Origin of the sequence: Plesiocystis pacifica SIR-1 (assembly GCF_000170895.1) — a bacterium.
In the GTDB taxonomy this organism is placed as follows: Bacteria; Myxococcota_A; Polyangia; order Nannocystales; family Nannocystaceae; genus Plesiocystis; species Plesiocystis pacifica.
This window is the reverse complement of the sequence record NZ_ABCS01000002.1, coordinates 177632-191513: the sequence shown is the minus strand read 5'-3', so window position 1 is coordinate 191513 and position 13882 is coordinate 177632. Positions and strand designations below refer to the sequence as shown.

Annotated in this window: 10 protein-coding genes; 6 read left to right on the top strand and 4 right to left on the bottom strand. The window is 66.2% G+C overall.

The annotated features are described in order from the left end of the window. Positions 1 to 3 precede the first annotated feature (3 nt). Together PPSIR1_RS45525 and PPSIR1_RS47290 are read right to left on the bottom strand one after the other, a co-directional pair. Complete coding sequence (locus PPSIR1_RS45525) at positions 4 to 1068, bottom strand: PAAR-like domain-containing protein (protein WP_006969293.1); 1065 nt, start codon at positions 1066 to 1068, stop codon at positions 4 to 6. Between the two features lie 33 nt (positions 1069 to 1101). Next, the gene (locus tag PPSIR1_RS47290) at positions 1102 to 2421 is read right to left on the bottom strand and encodes a hypothetical protein (protein ID WP_157595122.1); all 1320 of its coding nucleotides are present in this window, start codon (positions 2419 to 2421) and stop codon (positions 1102 to 1104) included. Between the two features lie 83 nt (positions 2422 to 2504). Here PPSIR1_RS47290 and PPSIR1_RS01955 point away from each other — a divergent pair, with 83 nt between their 5' ends. The 4 genes from PPSIR1_RS01955 to PPSIR1_RS51150 all read left to right on the top strand — a co-directional run bounded on the left by PPSIR1_RS01955 (position 2505) and on the right by PPSIR1_RS51150 (position 6373). Next, the gene (locus tag PPSIR1_RS01955) at positions 2505 to 4349 is read left to right on the top strand and encodes a hypothetical protein (protein ID WP_006969291.1); all 1845 of its coding nucleotides are present in this window, start codon (positions 2505 to 2507) and stop codon (positions 4347 to 4349) included. Beyond that, a complete protein-coding gene (locus PPSIR1_RS01950; RefSeq protein WP_006969290.1) occupies positions 4346 to 5323 on the top strand; it encodes a hypothetical protein in 978 nt (325 codons plus the stop codon). The genes PPSIR1_RS01955 and PPSIR1_RS01950 overlap by 4 nt, the downstream gene beginning before the upstream one ends. Next, positions 5320 to 6021, top strand: a complete 702-nt coding sequence (locus tag PPSIR1_RS01945) for a DUF6339 family protein (RefSeq protein WP_006969289.1) — start codon at positions 5320 to 5322, stop codon at positions 6019 to 6021. Before PPSIR1_RS01950 ends, PPSIR1_RS01945 begins: the two co-directional genes overlap by 4 nt. Before the next feature lie 187 nt (positions 6022 to 6208). Next, on the top strand, positions 6209 to 6373 hold the full coding sequence (locus PPSIR1_RS51150) for a hypothetical protein (RefSeq protein ID WP_232296421.1): 165 nt from the start codon (positions 6209 to 6211) through the stop codon (positions 6371 to 6373). A 201-nt stretch (positions 6374 to 6574) separates the two neighbouring features. Here PPSIR1_RS51150 and PPSIR1_RS01940 read toward each other — a convergent pair whose 3' ends face one another. Next, positions 6575 to 7585 carry a DUF2169 family type VI secretion system accessory protein gene (locus PPSIR1_RS01940; RefSeq protein WP_006969288.1) on the bottom strand — a complete coding sequence of 337 codons (1011 nt, stop codon included), beginning with the start codon at positions 7583 to 7585 and terminating at the stop codon, positions 6575 to 6577. Positions 7586 to 8755: 1170 nt separating this feature from the next. Here PPSIR1_RS01940 and PPSIR1_RS45515 point away from each other — a divergent pair. Both PPSIR1_RS45515 and PPSIR1_RS01930 read left to right on the top strand, forming a co-directional pair. Beyond that, entirely contained in the window at positions 8756 to 9712 is a 957-nt protein-coding gene (locus tag PPSIR1_RS45515) for a PAAR-like domain-containing protein (protein WP_086000923.1), read from the top strand. Positions 9713 to 9715: 3 nt separating this feature from the next. Further along, positions 9716 to 10501 carry a hypothetical protein gene (locus PPSIR1_RS01930; RefSeq protein ID WP_006969285.1) on the top strand — a complete coding sequence of 262 codons (786 nt, stop codon included), beginning with the start codon at positions 9716 to 9718 and terminating at the stop codon, positions 10499 to 10501. 453 nt (positions 10502 to 10954) lie between these two features. Here the strand turns inward: PPSIR1_RS01930 and PPSIR1_RS01925 are convergent, their stop codons facing one another. Further along, the gene (locus PPSIR1_RS01925; protein WP_198154433.1) at positions 10955 to 13537 is read right to left on the bottom strand and encodes a helicase-related protein; all 2583 of its coding nucleotides are present in this window, start codon (positions 13535 to 13537) and stop codon (positions 10955 to 10957) included. Positions 13538 to 13882 lie beyond the last annotated feature (345 nt).

Genomic DNA, 13882 nt, shown 5'->3' with positions numbered 1-13882 from the left:
GGCTCAACCCTGCCAGTGATCCGTCATCATCTGGTCAATGTCCTGGCAGACCAAACACAAGAGCTGCTGTGGCTGAAGGTTTCCAGGACCAGTGGGGCAGCCTCCTGCCTCCTTTGGGACTAGGTGATTGATCCTGGCGGCGCGTTCGGAGTCCTTGTTGTATTTGTTCCACAGCTTGCCCCAGGGGTCATCCTTGCGGTCAGACCTGCGCATCTTTCCGGCCGCACGTATCTTCTTTTGCTCCCCGGCCGGGTGGGAGGCAATCATCAGGTCGAGAAAATGAAACTTGTCATGGAGTCGGTGCTCATGGCCTTCGATGTACCTATTTCTCGAGTTGTTCCACTTTCGTTCGATGCGCTTTTTCTTGGCCGGGTTCTCGGCTCGAAAGACATCACAGGGAGGTGAAGGAAAGACCGCGGTAGAGACAGTGCATTGGCACTGGGTCCGCCGTACGTTCTTCGCCAGCCTGTACTGCTCTGCGAGGTCCTTGGCCCGCCCGGTTCCCTTGGAGTCCATCCCATAGAACTCCCGCATCGACAGGGGCTCTTCGCCAGCCTTGAACGCGGCGGGGCAGTCGGATTCGCCGCAGCACGGACACTGCCCCTCTTTCACCCGCGACAGCGCGAGCTTTTGTTCGCTGCTGAGGTTGGGCGTCGGCGGAGTTCCACCTGGATAGCTGCCGTGGTTGGAGGTCGTCAGGTCCCGGTGACGCTGTACGCCCTTGCCCTCGACCTTGACGTCGTGGGACCAGGAGCCGAACTGGGTCTTCCCGCCGATGGTGTGGGTCAGCAGCGAGCCGCCGAAGCTCTTGGTCGCGGCCTCGTTGCCCAGGGGCGCGGACTTGAAGAAGGACTGGTCTCGGAGGCCGACGGGCTTGCCACCGATCTTGACGCGCTTGCTGCCCTTTTTGAGGTCCCGGGCGCTGGAGCTGTCGGCGTAGGGAACGGGGACTGGGCCGGCGGGAGGTCCTGGGGGGCTGTTGCAGACGTCCGGGAAGGCGCCGACGACCTTGCCGTGGTTGCCACCGCTGACGACCTCACGGCCGTTGGCGTAGACTTTTCTGCTCATGGGTCGATCCTCGATGGTGACGAGCGCGCGGGCTCATGGGCGGTGAGTTGCTCTCGCACGGGTCGATGCTATCCCAAGCAGGACCGCCAGGTGTGGTGGCCCGGTAGATCCGTCCATTGCCGCTGGAGCTCGACGAGCTTTTTGCGCTCGAAGCGGGTCAGGTTCCAGGGGTTCTTCAGCCCCAGTCAGTGGGTCCTCCATCCAGACGCGCGCGAGGGGGCTCGCGCCACTGGTCAGAGACTGTGAAGTTTTCACAGTCTCTGACCACTTTAGCCGTCGTGGACGACGCCACGCCCTCCCTGCCCCACGTCCACGACTCAGTCCGCGAGCAGCCCCACGGCTCGTCGAGGTCGAGGGCTCCGGCGCCCTCGAGCCCCGAGGCCGATCATCGGCGAGGCCGCGCTTGTCGGCGTGGAGGGCGAGGAGCTTCACAACCTCGCGTTGACCCGCTGCCAGTACCCACGCCGCCGACCAAAGTCGCTCGGCCGCCCGTCGTGCCCGAGCGCGCTCGTGTCGCTCGGCCTCCTCGTCTTCCCGAAGCGCATGAAGCTCGTGGGCCCGAGCACGGAGCTCGGCCACGCTTCGGGGCCGCAAGTCGGGTGCCGGGTGTTCCCGTCGAAAGGCCGCGATCATCTCCCTACCGAGCGCCAGCTCGGGCCGCTCGAGCGCTCGTAGCAACCATCGCTGCTGCTGCTTGGCAGACAGACCGCGAGCCCACTGACGCAGGTCTTTGCTGTCGTGGGTGTCGTCTGGGCTCCCCTCTACGGCGGCTGCGACCAGATCTCGGTCGAGATCGAGAAAGTCCACCAGCGCCGAGAGAGCCGAGTCGAACTCGCCGAGTCCCGGCGGAACTGGGGCGTCGTCGTCGTCGTCGTCGCCGTACTCGGAGTCTCCGACATCCACGGTCGACAGCCAGGCGATGTAGGCGGGGCGCAGGTCGCCTGCGAGCAGCGCCGCACGCAGGGGCAAGAGCGGACCCAGCCTCCAGCCCTCGATGCTCGTTTCCCAGTCTTCGTCCTCGACCCAAATCGAGACCAGCAGATGCTCGCCGCACTTGCGCAGGCCCAGGCCATCACCAACGAAGTGGGGCTTCAGCCTACGGTGGGTCGCTCGGCTGTAGGGAAGCCTGAGCCACAAGACGCGATCGCCCGCGCTCGTCCATCGCAACCCCGCGTCAAAGTAGCGAGCCATCAGGGTCGAAGGATTAGCCTTGAGATCGCCCCAGTCGTAGTGATTGGTAAAGCTGCTCGGCGTGATCTCAGCCCGGGTCGAGACCCCGCCCAGCTCGGCGAGCTGCGCTCGATCTAGAGGCTGATCCACGGCGATGAACTCGTAGCGGATGTAGAGGCCCATCGACCCCTCATCTACCACGCGCGGAGCCCATCGGCTGATCCGAGCGAGACAAGGGCAGCCCGACCTGGCATACAGTATGGCCCATGCCTCGCGTGCCGATCCGCTGGATCTTCGACGAGCTCCCGCCCTCGGGTGCGCGTCGCGGTGGCCAGGCGGCCGAGCACGCGTTTGGCCACGGCCTCGGCCACTTCGTGCGCGAAGTCTGCCAAAACGCCAACGACCAGGCCCTCGACTCCGCGCGGGTCGACTTCGAGCTCGTCGAGCTCGAAGGGGATGTACTCGACGAGCTCCTCAGCGCCTTGCGCTGGCCCGAACTTCGCGCCCACCTCGCGGGCGCGGGCGAGACCACGACACCAAGCGGCCGACGCCTGCGCGAGTTCCTCGCTGCGATGGAGCGCGAGGGCAAGCTGCTGGTCCTGCGCATCGAAGACCGCGGCACGGTCGGCCTGACCGGCGACGAAGACGGCGACGGCTCGCACTTCCGGGCGCTGTGCAAGGACACGCTGTTCAGCGTCAAGGCGCGGGAGGGCGCAGGCGGTAGCTACGGCCTCGGCAAGTCGGTGCTGTGGACCTTCTCGGGCCTGTCGACGGTCCTGTTCGCCTCGGAGCTCTCGACCCTGCCCAAGGGCTGCCGCTCGCCGCGAGTCATCGGGCGGGCCGAGCTCCCCTATCACGAGGTCGAGGGCGTGGGCTTCACCGGGCCTGGATGGTTTGGCCGCGAGGTCGAGGTCTCAGGCGGCCGGCGTGCCGAGTCGATCTGGGCCAAGACGGCTCAGACTCTCGCGGAGCGCCTCGGGATCGCCCGAGAGCACCAATACAGCGGCACGACGATCCTCGTCCTCGGCTTTCGGGAGCCCGCGCTGGAGCAGGCCCGAAGCCCCGCGCAGATCGCCAGCGAGCTCGGCCGCGAAGCCGCGCGGTGGTTTTGGCCGGCGATGGAGCCCAGCTTCCGCGGGCTCGAGCTACGCGTAGGCGGCTCGAGCCGCGCGTCGCTCGAGGCCGAGGAGCACGCCGAGCTCGCGCCCTTCGTCGACGCCTGGCGCCGTCGCAACCAAGCCTCGACCGAGACCAAGCTCGAGCGGCCCGGAGACCTCGCCCGAGTTCCGCTGAGCGTCGAGCTCCCGCGCGGGCGCGGTGAGACCCGGCGGACCCGGGGCGAGGTCGAGCTCATCGTCCGACTCGCGGACGAGGACGCGCCCGCGAGTCGCCGGCTCGCGACCTTCCGCGGTGCGGGCATGGTCGTCGAATATCGGGACTTCTCGGGACTGTCGGGCTTGCGGCCCTTCCACGCCATCCTCGCCTGCGGTCTCGGCCGCGCACCGGGTGAGGCGAGCGATGAGGACCGCGTCATCGAACGCTTCTTGCGGGACGCCGAGCCGCCGGGTCACGACGCTTGGGGCGTGACCCCGGCGCTCAAGGACGGCTGGCTGCGCGGCTCGGGTCAGGTCTTCGTCCGCCTGTGGGACAGCGTGCAGGCTGCGCTTCGGCAGTTGCTCGCGCCCCCCGTCGAGGCTGGCGTCGAAGGGCCCGAGCGCCTGCGCAAGCGCTTTCCCCTCGGCCGGACGGGCCGCGCGTCGTCCGCTTCGCAGACCATCTTTGCGCTGCGAGACTTCGACGCCCGCCTCGACGACGAGGTCTGGCGCTTCCACGGCACCATCACGCCGGAGCTCGACGCCCGCCCATGGCGCGTCGCGCTCTCACTGCATCACCTCGCCGAAGATGGGAGTCACGCCCGACCCCTCGCAATCGAGTCGCTCACGACCGAGCCGCCGCTGGCCATTGTCCACCGCGAGGACACCATCGAGGTCGCGGTCCCGCTCGGCGTATCCGCGCTCGCCCTCACCGGCCGTTCGGTCCCCGTCGAAGACGAGCTGCGCCACACCGAGATCGGCCTGCGCGTCGTCGGTGAGCAAGGAGAGGTCGGGTGAAGCAAAGCCGTGAGCAGCGCTTTTACCCCTGGGCCTACGAGGACCACGGCCTGCGCCTGCGAGTCCTCGGAGCCTCGCTCGACGACCGCCCCGTCGAGCTCGTCGAGCCCCACGCCAACAGCGTCGAGCTCGGGACCAACTGGGCCCACGCCACGCTCGAGCTCGAGCTTCGAGCGCCGGGCCGGCTCGTCCGCCGCCTCGTCGCCAAGCACGAGCGCGACTCGCCGCCCGTGGCTGTCCTCATCACCCTCCGCTGCCCGCGGACGCATCTTCGCCGACGCGTGGCGCTCCAGGCCTGGCCGAGCACCGAGGGGGAGCGCTTTGGGATCCCGCTCGCGCTCGTCCGCGATGAGCTCGCGGGCCTCGTCGAGCTCGACGCCCACCTCATCCGTACGGCCCCTGCCGCCGACCCGAGCGCGGGTGCTCGCGTGGCCTCGCTCGCCGGCACGCGCCTGGCCGGCTCGCGCACGCTCACGCTGCTCCTCGACCAGCCCGAAGTCCGCGCCGGCAACTACCTCGACGTCCACTATCGCCGCTTCTCGGACGACCCCGGCGCCCCGAATGCGAGCGCGCTCTACCGCCTCGAACTCGAGGGCGAGACGCCGATTCTCTACCTCAACGCCGATCACGAGTCGCTGCGCCCAACCCTCGACAGCAAGGGCACCCGGGGGCCGAGGGCGCGCGTCCGCGATCTCGTGTTCGAGCGGATCGCCAGCAGCGTGTGGACCCAGCTCGTGCTCCGCGTCAGCGCGCGCCTCGTCGACGACGGTGAACCAGCCTACGACTGGGAGCGAGCCGTGCTCGACCAGTGGCTGCCGCGCCTGTACCCCGAGCGCCGGGCCGAGGAGCGTCAGTCCTGCCTCGAGCGCGACTTCCAAGACCTGCCGATGTTGCTCGCCCGGCTCGACGCTATCCTCCAGGTCGAGGGCAAGCTCGCCGCGCTCGCGGCCAAGCTCACGGGGGAGTTTTCGTGACGACGCGGCCACTTCAGCGGCTCGGACCCACGGGCCGACGCCTCGTCACCCGCGAGCTCGCCAGTGGAGAGCTCGACGCCCATCCCCACGAGGTCTGGGCGCCCCACTGCGAGGCCCTCGAGCGGGACCACGCCCTCGATGGGCTGTGCGAGAGCCTCGCGCAGCTGCGGGCCGAGATCGCCGAGCACTCGACCGAGCTCGACGCTCGCGCCGCCCCGCTGATCCACCAGGCCCTGCCCCTGTCCCGACGCGAGGCAGCTGACGCCGGGGTCTGGCGCTTCCTCGCGGTCGTCGTCGAGCCCAGGTTCATCCGACATCGCTACGAGTTTCAGTCATGGGCGACGATGCGCGCCCGCTTTTGGCGGGCTGGCCTTCGCCACGACAGCAACACCTTCTCGCGTCTGTGGTGGATCGCAGAGCTCACTTCGCTCGACGGCGACTACGAGCTCACGCGGCGGGCCTTCGCAACGCAGTCGCTGGCGATCCAGGTCTTCATTCGTGGTTTCTCCCACTATCGACCTGCCGCAGCCGCGTGCATCGAGGCCCTCGAAGAGCAACCCAGCGGCGTCATCGAGCGGGTCTTGCCGCGCTTTCACGCCTACCTGAGCACCGTCGCTCTCGAGGGCCAGACTCAGGCCCAGCTGCGAGCGACTCTCGATGACCTGATCGATCTGGCGTGGGACGAACAGGTCCGCTGAGCAGTGGGCCCTACGCCATCGGCCCCACCTCGGCCTCGAGAGGGACGCCAGCCCCTCGACTTCATCGCGCGGGCTGCCGCTGACTTGGGACGCCACCGCTGCAGCGGCAGCGCCGAAGGGCGAGCGCGTGCCTTCGCCTCCCTGGCGGTGATGCGGGGGCGTGCCGATCAGGCTCGTGCAGGAGTGGATGGGCCACGCGTCGATCACCATGACCATGCGGTACGCGCACCTGTCGGAGAGCGTGGGAGACGAGATGATCTCGAGACTCGCGCCGGCTCGGACGAGCCCGATCCAGGGACGTGGTGGCGCTGGAACAGGCACACCAACAGCACATGGTTTGACCGAAAACTGAATTCGGCGCCCTAGGGACCTCTAGGACGCCGAATTCGAAGAGCGGGAGACGGGGTTCGAACCGTCGTGCAGCACCTCCAAAAACGTCAATGGTGACGCGGGGTTGAGCCGGAAGGTGCTGAGATTGTTCGAGATTTCGTCTCCCGTTTGAGGGTGTTTGGGGCGGTCTCGGCCCGGCTCGTGCCGCGGCGTGATGGCACGCCTACGGCACCGGGGGCGATAGCGTGACTCGGGCCCAGGACAGGTGCTCGACATCCTTACTGGGGACCGGGCGGGCGCTCTCCCAGACCAAGAGGAGAGCGCGTCGATCGATGTCGATGATCACCGAGCTCATGGCGAAGCTCAGAGGGACGAGGGCGCGGCGGAGCTTCGCCTCGCCGTGGAGTTCGACGCGGGGGAGTTCGAAGCGTAGGGCCCCCTCGGGGGAGAGGTTGATGAGGGTGACGGCCTCGCCGCCGCGCAGGCGCTCGCGGGTTCGTTGATCGGCCGGGGCGCAGCGCTGGTGCTCGGCAGAGTAGTCGAGGGGGAGGAGCGGGCGGCGGGAGCGGGACCACGCGTCGTCGTAGGTGCCTGCGAGCTCGCGCCGGGGTGACCAGTCGCGGGCGATGGCGCCGAAGCCTGCGGGGCCGACCTGGCTCGGGTTTCCGCTCGGGTAGAACACGCTCGGGGCGGGTCTGCCGTGGAGCTTCGCGGGGTCGTTGGTCGCCCCGACGCCGACGGGGTTGCGGGGGTCCATGAACTGGCGGCGCGGGTCGGGGTCGTCGAGTTCGCTCCCGCCGTAGGCGTGCTCGTAGGTGATCGGGCGGGTCACGAAGGGCTCGGGCGCCGAGGGCCGCGCCCCGAAGGCGCCGACGCTGTAGGTGCTGGGCCCGCGGACCAGGACGCGCTTGCGCAGGTCCGCGACCTCGAGGACGCACTCGACCTCCGGCGTCGGTACGCCCCCGGGGCTGTGCGCGAGGGCGTTGACGATCACGTCCGTGCCCGGCTTGGGCAGGCCCAGGTCAGCTTCGTAGCGCAGGCTCGTGCGGCCGGGCTCGCCGCGGTACTCGGGCTCGAGCAAGGGCTCGCGCTGTTCGTCCGCGAGGGTCAGCGCGCCCCCAGGTTCGAAGACGTAGGTGGCCTTGACCGCGACGAGCCACAAGTGGGTTCCATCTCGATCGCGGGTCCAGCTGCGCTCAGCCGCGAAGGGGGTCTCGTTGCGAAGGCTCCACATGCTGTTGTCGCGCTCGTGCCCGGGCGCTAGAGTAGCGGCCCGAGCAGGTCGAGGTCACCTCCCTGCTCAACTCTTCCTCCCGAGCGATGTCTCGACCCGTTCATATCTGCGCCGTTGCAGCACGGACACCCCTGGGGTTGAGTGCGGAGTCCTCCGCGGCGGCCGTACGGGCCGGGCTCTGTGCCTTCAAGGAGCATGCTCGATTCGTGACGCGCCTGGGTGAGCCCGTCGTTGGAGCGATGGATGCACGTCTCGATTCCGAACTCGGCGGTCTCCATAGAAGGATCTCGCTGGCCGAGGCTGCTCTCGACGAGCTCGCTACGAAGCTGGGCGTGGAGAGTCACGCTGAGGGCCTCGACGCCTCGGTATTACTGGCCATGCCCGAACTCGTTCCCGGGTGGCGCCTCGAAGACGAGTCAGCCCTCGCAGCTCAATTCGAGAGCCATCTTCGAAGGCGGCGTGTCGGCACGAAGCTGGAGCTCGCTGGTCGAGGACACGCGGGCGCCTTGCTTGCTCTTGGGCATGCTGCCGAACGAGTCGCAGCGGGGTCTGTCGAGTCGTGCATCGTCGGCGGTGTCGACAGCTACTTCGACATGGACTGCCTGGGATGGCTAGAACGGCATGAGATACTCGCGGGTGGAGGCGGCTCCATCTCTGGTCTGGTTCCGGGCGAGGCAGCGGCCTTCCTGGTTGTGGCGAGTCCAGACTTCCTTCGAAGGCGGAAGCTCCCTTCGCAGGCGAGATTGATCGGCTGGTCCACGACTGAGGGGCCCGATCGAAGGAGCGCAGACCCAGATTTTTGTGGTGGCGAACTCTCGACCGCGATCGCCAATGCCATGACTCTCGCCCGAAGGCGAACTGGTGCCCCAGGGCTTCGAGCGGAGTCCATCTACTGCGACCTCAACGGTGAGCGGTTCCGCAGCGAGGAGTGGACCTTCGCCATGACTCGCGCGGCCGAGTTCCTCGGAGACGCAACTCGTTGCCGAGTCGCCACAGACTGCTGGGGTGACGTCGGCGCGTCCACGGGGGCGCTGCTGGCGGTACTCGCTGTTCGAGCCTGGGCACGTGACTACGCGAAGCACTCCCTGACACTCCTGTGGTCAGGCTCCTACTCGGGTCTGCGCAGCGCGGTGGTGCTGGAAGCCCCTCGGGTCTAGACTTCGGAGTCGTGTGAGCAACGTTAGCGTCAATTCGCCCAAGACTCCCGTGACTGCGGGTAGCAACGGGGTCGCCGCCGCGACGACCCCGAACGTGTGCAAGATGCCGGGGCCACCGGCGCCCTTCGTCGCCACTCCACTGCCCAACATCGGCAAGAGCGGCCAGGCACCAAAGAAGTTCTCCAAGCGGGTTCGCATCGGTGGCAAGGCAGTCGCCATCCGCGGGGCGAGCTTCGGCTCTCAAGGGGACGCTGCCTCAAAAGCCACTGGCGGTGGGCTCGTCTCTTCCAACACCCACGGTCCAACGAAGTTCGTGGGCCTGGGCTCCATGGACGTAAAGGTCGAGGGCAAGAACGTCCAACTCCATGGGGATCCCATGGTCAACAACTGCGGGCCCAGCGGCAGCCCTCCCAACGCAGCCACCGCCGCGGGGGTTGTCAACGGCGTCGTGTTCAAGCGCGGGCAGGGCGACTCGAGTTGTCCCCACTCCAACATGACCCGATCTGATCCCGCGCACAACCAACGAAAAGTCCGGCATATCGAGCAAGGCCGGGTAAGGGAAGCAATGAAAAAGGACAGACTGCTTCGGCGGGCAGTGGTTCTCGAAGGAAAAGGCAACCTCGACCTTGCCGACGAGTATTTCAGGCGGGCGCTCGCGGCCGAGGGGATCGAGGAGGGCTACGCTTGGGAGCAGCGAGTGGCGAAGGACACCAGCGCGGTGGAGCAGTCAGTCGAGTACGAGTGCCCTGACTGCGGCATGCAGGGAGAATTTGACTGCGTAACGCCTGACGGGATCGTCAAGGAGGCCAAGGTGACAGGAGCCGCTGTGAAGTTCGGTCAACTCGAGAAGCATGCCAGCGCTGCTGCGGCCATTTTTCCGGGCATGCCAGTTCACGCTGCGATACCGCGCGGAGCGGCAAAGGATGTCACGTCCTCAGTACCGCGTCACTTAATCCAGGAGCACGACTGAGCCATGTCCGAGCACTACAAAATCGGACTCGTGACGACCGTGATGTCACACCAGGACGCGTTGCAGTGTCTCGAGGACGCGCTCCACCTTTTGATCGAACAATATGAGTTCGGTCTTCGGGGGTACGGGTGTGTGAGCGAGATCGAGGTTGGTGGGCACCGGCATGGGTGCCAGGGGGCGCTCATTCCTGGCTACCAAAACTTGTCCGCTCTCGAACCGACAGGCCTGGAGACCCTGGCAAGCAGGAACCCCTACTTCACCATCGATGGGAGTATTCGTCTGCGAGGTGAATTGCGACTGTATGATGTCATGCTCGCGCTTTGCCCGAGCGGTGTCGAAGACAACCCCGCGATCTTCGCTGTCGAGTTTCCTGGGAGTTTTCACGAAGATCTGTATGCTGAAGACCCTGACGTACCAGACCGCATGGTCGTACGACCAGACGAGGCCGAACTGTTCGAGCAGTTGGTCATGGCGCTTGGAGGTCACCCGCGTGCTGATGGCTTTACGACGATGATCATGCAGCATATCGGAGAGGTTAAGGCGTTCGACGCGAAACAACTCGTTTCGGCGCTATTCAACCCTCCGAGGGTCCAGGCGTCATGGGATGACCGGAGCTTGCTGCGAGCAGGACTCGTGACTGGTATTCGGAAGGAGTTGGTCGACGAGGGAGCCGTTCGGGCCAGGTGGGCGGAAGTCAAGCAATTTGAGACGACCGCTGGGCACGTCGTGCGCAGCGGTATCGTCGATGACCCGCTGGACCTGTTTCTGGACGAACTCGATGACGAGTGAGACTACACAGCCGTCGAGGTGGTAGCTGCCGTGGTTGGAGGTCGTCAGATCCCGGTGATGCTGTACGCACTTGCCCTCGACCATGACGTCGTGGGACCAGGAGCCGAACTGGGTCTTTGTCGGCGTAGGGAACGGGGACTGGGCCGGCAGGAGGTCCAGGAGGGCTGTTGCAGACGTCCGGGAAGGCGCCGATGACCTTGCCGTGGTTGCCGCCGCTGACGACCTCACGGCCGTTGGCATAGACTTCGCTGCTTATGGCTCGAACCTCGGGCTCGAGGTCAACATCATTGTCACGTCGAGTACGAACGCCGGCGCCTGCTACGCACCCTCCGCTTCGTGGGCGAACCAAGGTGCGCTGCGCCGCATAGACTCGGTGTCCGCAAACTGGGGGCAACTCCAAGGTCCGGGGGGTCATCCAGTAGTGTCGTCGGTATGCTCGTGTTCTGATCCTGGCTAGGATGAGGGCCGCCCAAATACGGTGCCGATGACCTCCGGCTCGCCAAGGTCCTCATCCTGTGGGGGAAAACGGGCCATCAAGAGTCGAGCCTCCTCGAACACTACCGCGGGAGCGAGCTTGTGCTTCCTCCACAGCCTGGCTTGCTTGCGGATGACGAGCTGAGCAGACCCGCGCTTCACCCACCGTTCGATGCGCTCGAGCAAGGGGCGCTTGGGCTCGGGGCACTTCTTGCGGTACTGGCCGAGGCGGTCGAGCACGTAGAGCTCAAGCTTGGATAGTTGGGGCTCGAGTCGACGTTGGCGAAACAACTCGACGAGGAGCTCGAACTCGTCCCGTGCACGCTCGACGAGGTCGCTCTCATCAGCCGCGGGCTCGAGCATGGGTGCTTCGCCCGCTTCTGAGTGCCTTCGGAGCAACTCGAAGGCCTCGCTGGTCCCGACTCGTTCGAGTTCAGCCGGTCCGCGTGGGCTCCAGAACTCCCAGTACCAACCACAGTGGGTAGCGACCACCGACGGGCCGGTCTGGCTCACCGCCCGTCGGCCTGGTCGCATGTTGACGATCTGAGCGAAGTAGTCGGGCTCGGCTTCCCGCAGACGGATGAGCTCGTCGGAGTGGCGGCTGAGGCCATCGAGATCGTCGCTCGCGTCGGCGCTGTCCAAGGCCGCGCCGGTGTAGGCCGCCTGCATCTGATCGATGTCGGGACGCTCGTGACCAGGCAGGATGTTGTTGTCTTCGCCAAAGACCTCGACGAACTCGCGGATCCGCCGCTGTAGGATCTGGAGCAAGCCAAGGTCGGCCTCGAGCTCGCGCTGCGGCACGAAGCCACAGATGTGGATCTCATCATGCTTGCTGCCGAGGCGGTCGATACGGCCCGCGCGTTGGATGAGGCGGGTGGGGTTCCAGTGGAGGTCGTAGTTGATGAGCGTGTCGGCGTCCTGAAGGTTGACGCCCTCGGAAAGAGTGTCGGTGCTGATCAGGAGATCGATCTCGGTGTCTGGATCGCGCTTGCGGACACGATTCGCTACGGGCGCAAAGCGCCGCGCGAGCCGGATGATCCCAGAACTCGCGCCAGTCACGACCTCGGTCCTGCCGAAGAGCTCGCCGAGCTTGTTGCGTAGGTAGTGGGCAGTGTCGGCGAACTGCGTGAAGATGATGGTCTTGTGCTGCGTCGGCGGACGCTGATTGAGGTAGTCGACAAGTCGTTCGAACTTCTCGTCCCTACGGATCTTGAGGATCTTGACCTGATGAACGAGGCTGCTCACGACCTGCTTGTCCGCGAGGATATCCTCGAGCAGTTTGTCGGCATCGAACAAGTCGATGGGCAAAGAGCTCGGAGCGTCGGCGTCGGCCTCCTCACTCGTCCGAACTCGTGGAGGCAGGGGAACATGACCACCTTCGACTTGTGCTTGGCCATGGGCCAGCTTGGCATCCAGACGGACCAGAGTGGTGTGTAGGGCCTCGATGCTCGACTCGAGGCGCTTGAGCAGCAGGACCTTGAATAGACCCCGGACGCTCGTGGCTCCGCGTCGGAGATCGGAGACGCGGGGATCCCCTTCGTTGTCTTCGCTCAGATAGCGACCGACGCCTTGCAGGGGATAGCGCATGGTTCGGATCGCCTCGAGGAGCTCGGAGTAGAACTGCTGGCCGTAGGTCGAGTCGAGGGAGTAGCGGAGGCACTGCTCTTCACCCGACAGGCGCGTGGGGAACTCCAGCGGGCGCTCCTCGTACTGGCCGGGGGCGATACGCACGCGGAGCTTGGCGTCGGGGTAGGAGCGAGCGATATCTCGCCGGGTGCGGCGGACGACGATGTGCTGGAGTAGATCTCGCAGCGAAGCGCGGCCCATGGCGACCTCGCGGAACCATGCGTCGCGGTCCTCGAAGGGCAGCTTCGTGTAGTTGTCGGGAAACAGCGCGATCTGGTTTTTGATGTCTTCCGGACGATTGTTCTGCGGCGTGGCTGAGAGCAGAAGGATCTTGCGGTGCGAGGCGCCCTCGTCAGGTCGCAGCCACTTTTGGAGGGTCTCGTAGCGAAGGGTGCCGGAGTTGCGGAAGTTGTGGGACTCGTCGATGACGACGACCTCGCGATCGGTGTAGTCGTCGAGTTCTTCGAGTTTGCCGATCGAGATGGTCTTGAGGTTGATGTCGAGATCGTGACTGAGCTGCTCCCACGCGGGGCACACGCTCGGAGGTGCGATCACGACGGCACGCTCACCATAGCGCCGCTTGAGATGGCTAAGTAGCGCGAGGCCGATATAGGTCTTGCCGAGGCCGACGACGTCAGCGAGGAACACGCCTCCGTAGCGGCGGAGGATCATCTTGGCATAGTCGTAGGCAGACTTTTGGAACGCGGTGAGATGCGCGAGGAGCGGATTGTCGTCGTCCTCGAGGTTCATGCCCTCGACGAAGCTGCGGAAGTAGCGAGCCAAGGTGAAGTAGTAGATGTCGCGCGGGGTGCAGTACTCACCAGCCCACGATTCCTCCAGGCAGGCAAGCACCTCTTCCTCGAGAGGCGCGGCGTCGTCGAAGTGGCGGGCAAACCATGCGCGGGCGCGGATGTGTTCGTTGCCGCGGAGTTCCACGGACAGCTCGCGCTCGAGCGCGTGAGTGGTCGAGGACAGCGGCGCTTGGGGGATGATGGATCGATCGGGGAGCGACAAGAGCCGCGAGTGGAGGGGGTGGCGTTGGACCTGACGCACTCGGACCTCGCCGGCGGCGATGGAGCTAGCCCAGGCGCGAAGCAGCTCCTCCCACGTGGCCGTCTGAGGTAGACGATCGATGCCTCGAGCGAACTGCTCGAGCACGGCCGCGCGGTGGGCATGGCTGGCTTCGCGCGGGAGCCGTTTACCTGGGTTCTCGACGATGAGTTGGCTGCCGGGATAGGGCAGCGCGAGGCCGGGAGCTGCGACGAGGATGTCCGTGGGGGA

Excerpts from the sequence above, each read along its gene's own strand:
- PPSIR1_RS45525 (WP_006969293.1), bottom strand. The coding sequence starts at position 1,068 with ATGAGCAGAAAAGTCTACGCCAACGGCCGTGAGGTCGTCAGCGGTGGC.
- PPSIR1_RS47290 (WP_157595122.1), bottom strand. The coding sequence starts at position 2,421 with ATGGGCCTCTACATCCGCTACGAGTTCATCGCCGTGGATCAGCCTCTA.
- PPSIR1_RS01955 (WP_006969291.1), top strand. The coding sequence starts at position 2,505 with ATGCCTCGCGTGCCGATCCGCTGGATCTTCGACGAGCTCCCGCCCTCG.
- PPSIR1_RS51150 (WP_232296421.1), top strand. The coding sequence starts at position 6,209 with ATGGGCCACGCGTCGATCACCATGACCATGCGGTACGCGCACCTGTCG.
- PPSIR1_RS01940 (WP_006969288.1), bottom strand. The coding sequence starts at position 7,585 with ATGTGGAGCCTTCGCAACGAGACCCCCTTCGCGGCTGAGCGCAGCTGG.
- PPSIR1_RS01930 (WP_006969285.1), top strand. The coding sequence starts at position 9,716 with ATGTCCGAGCACTACAAAATCGGACTCGTGACGACCGTGATGTCACAC.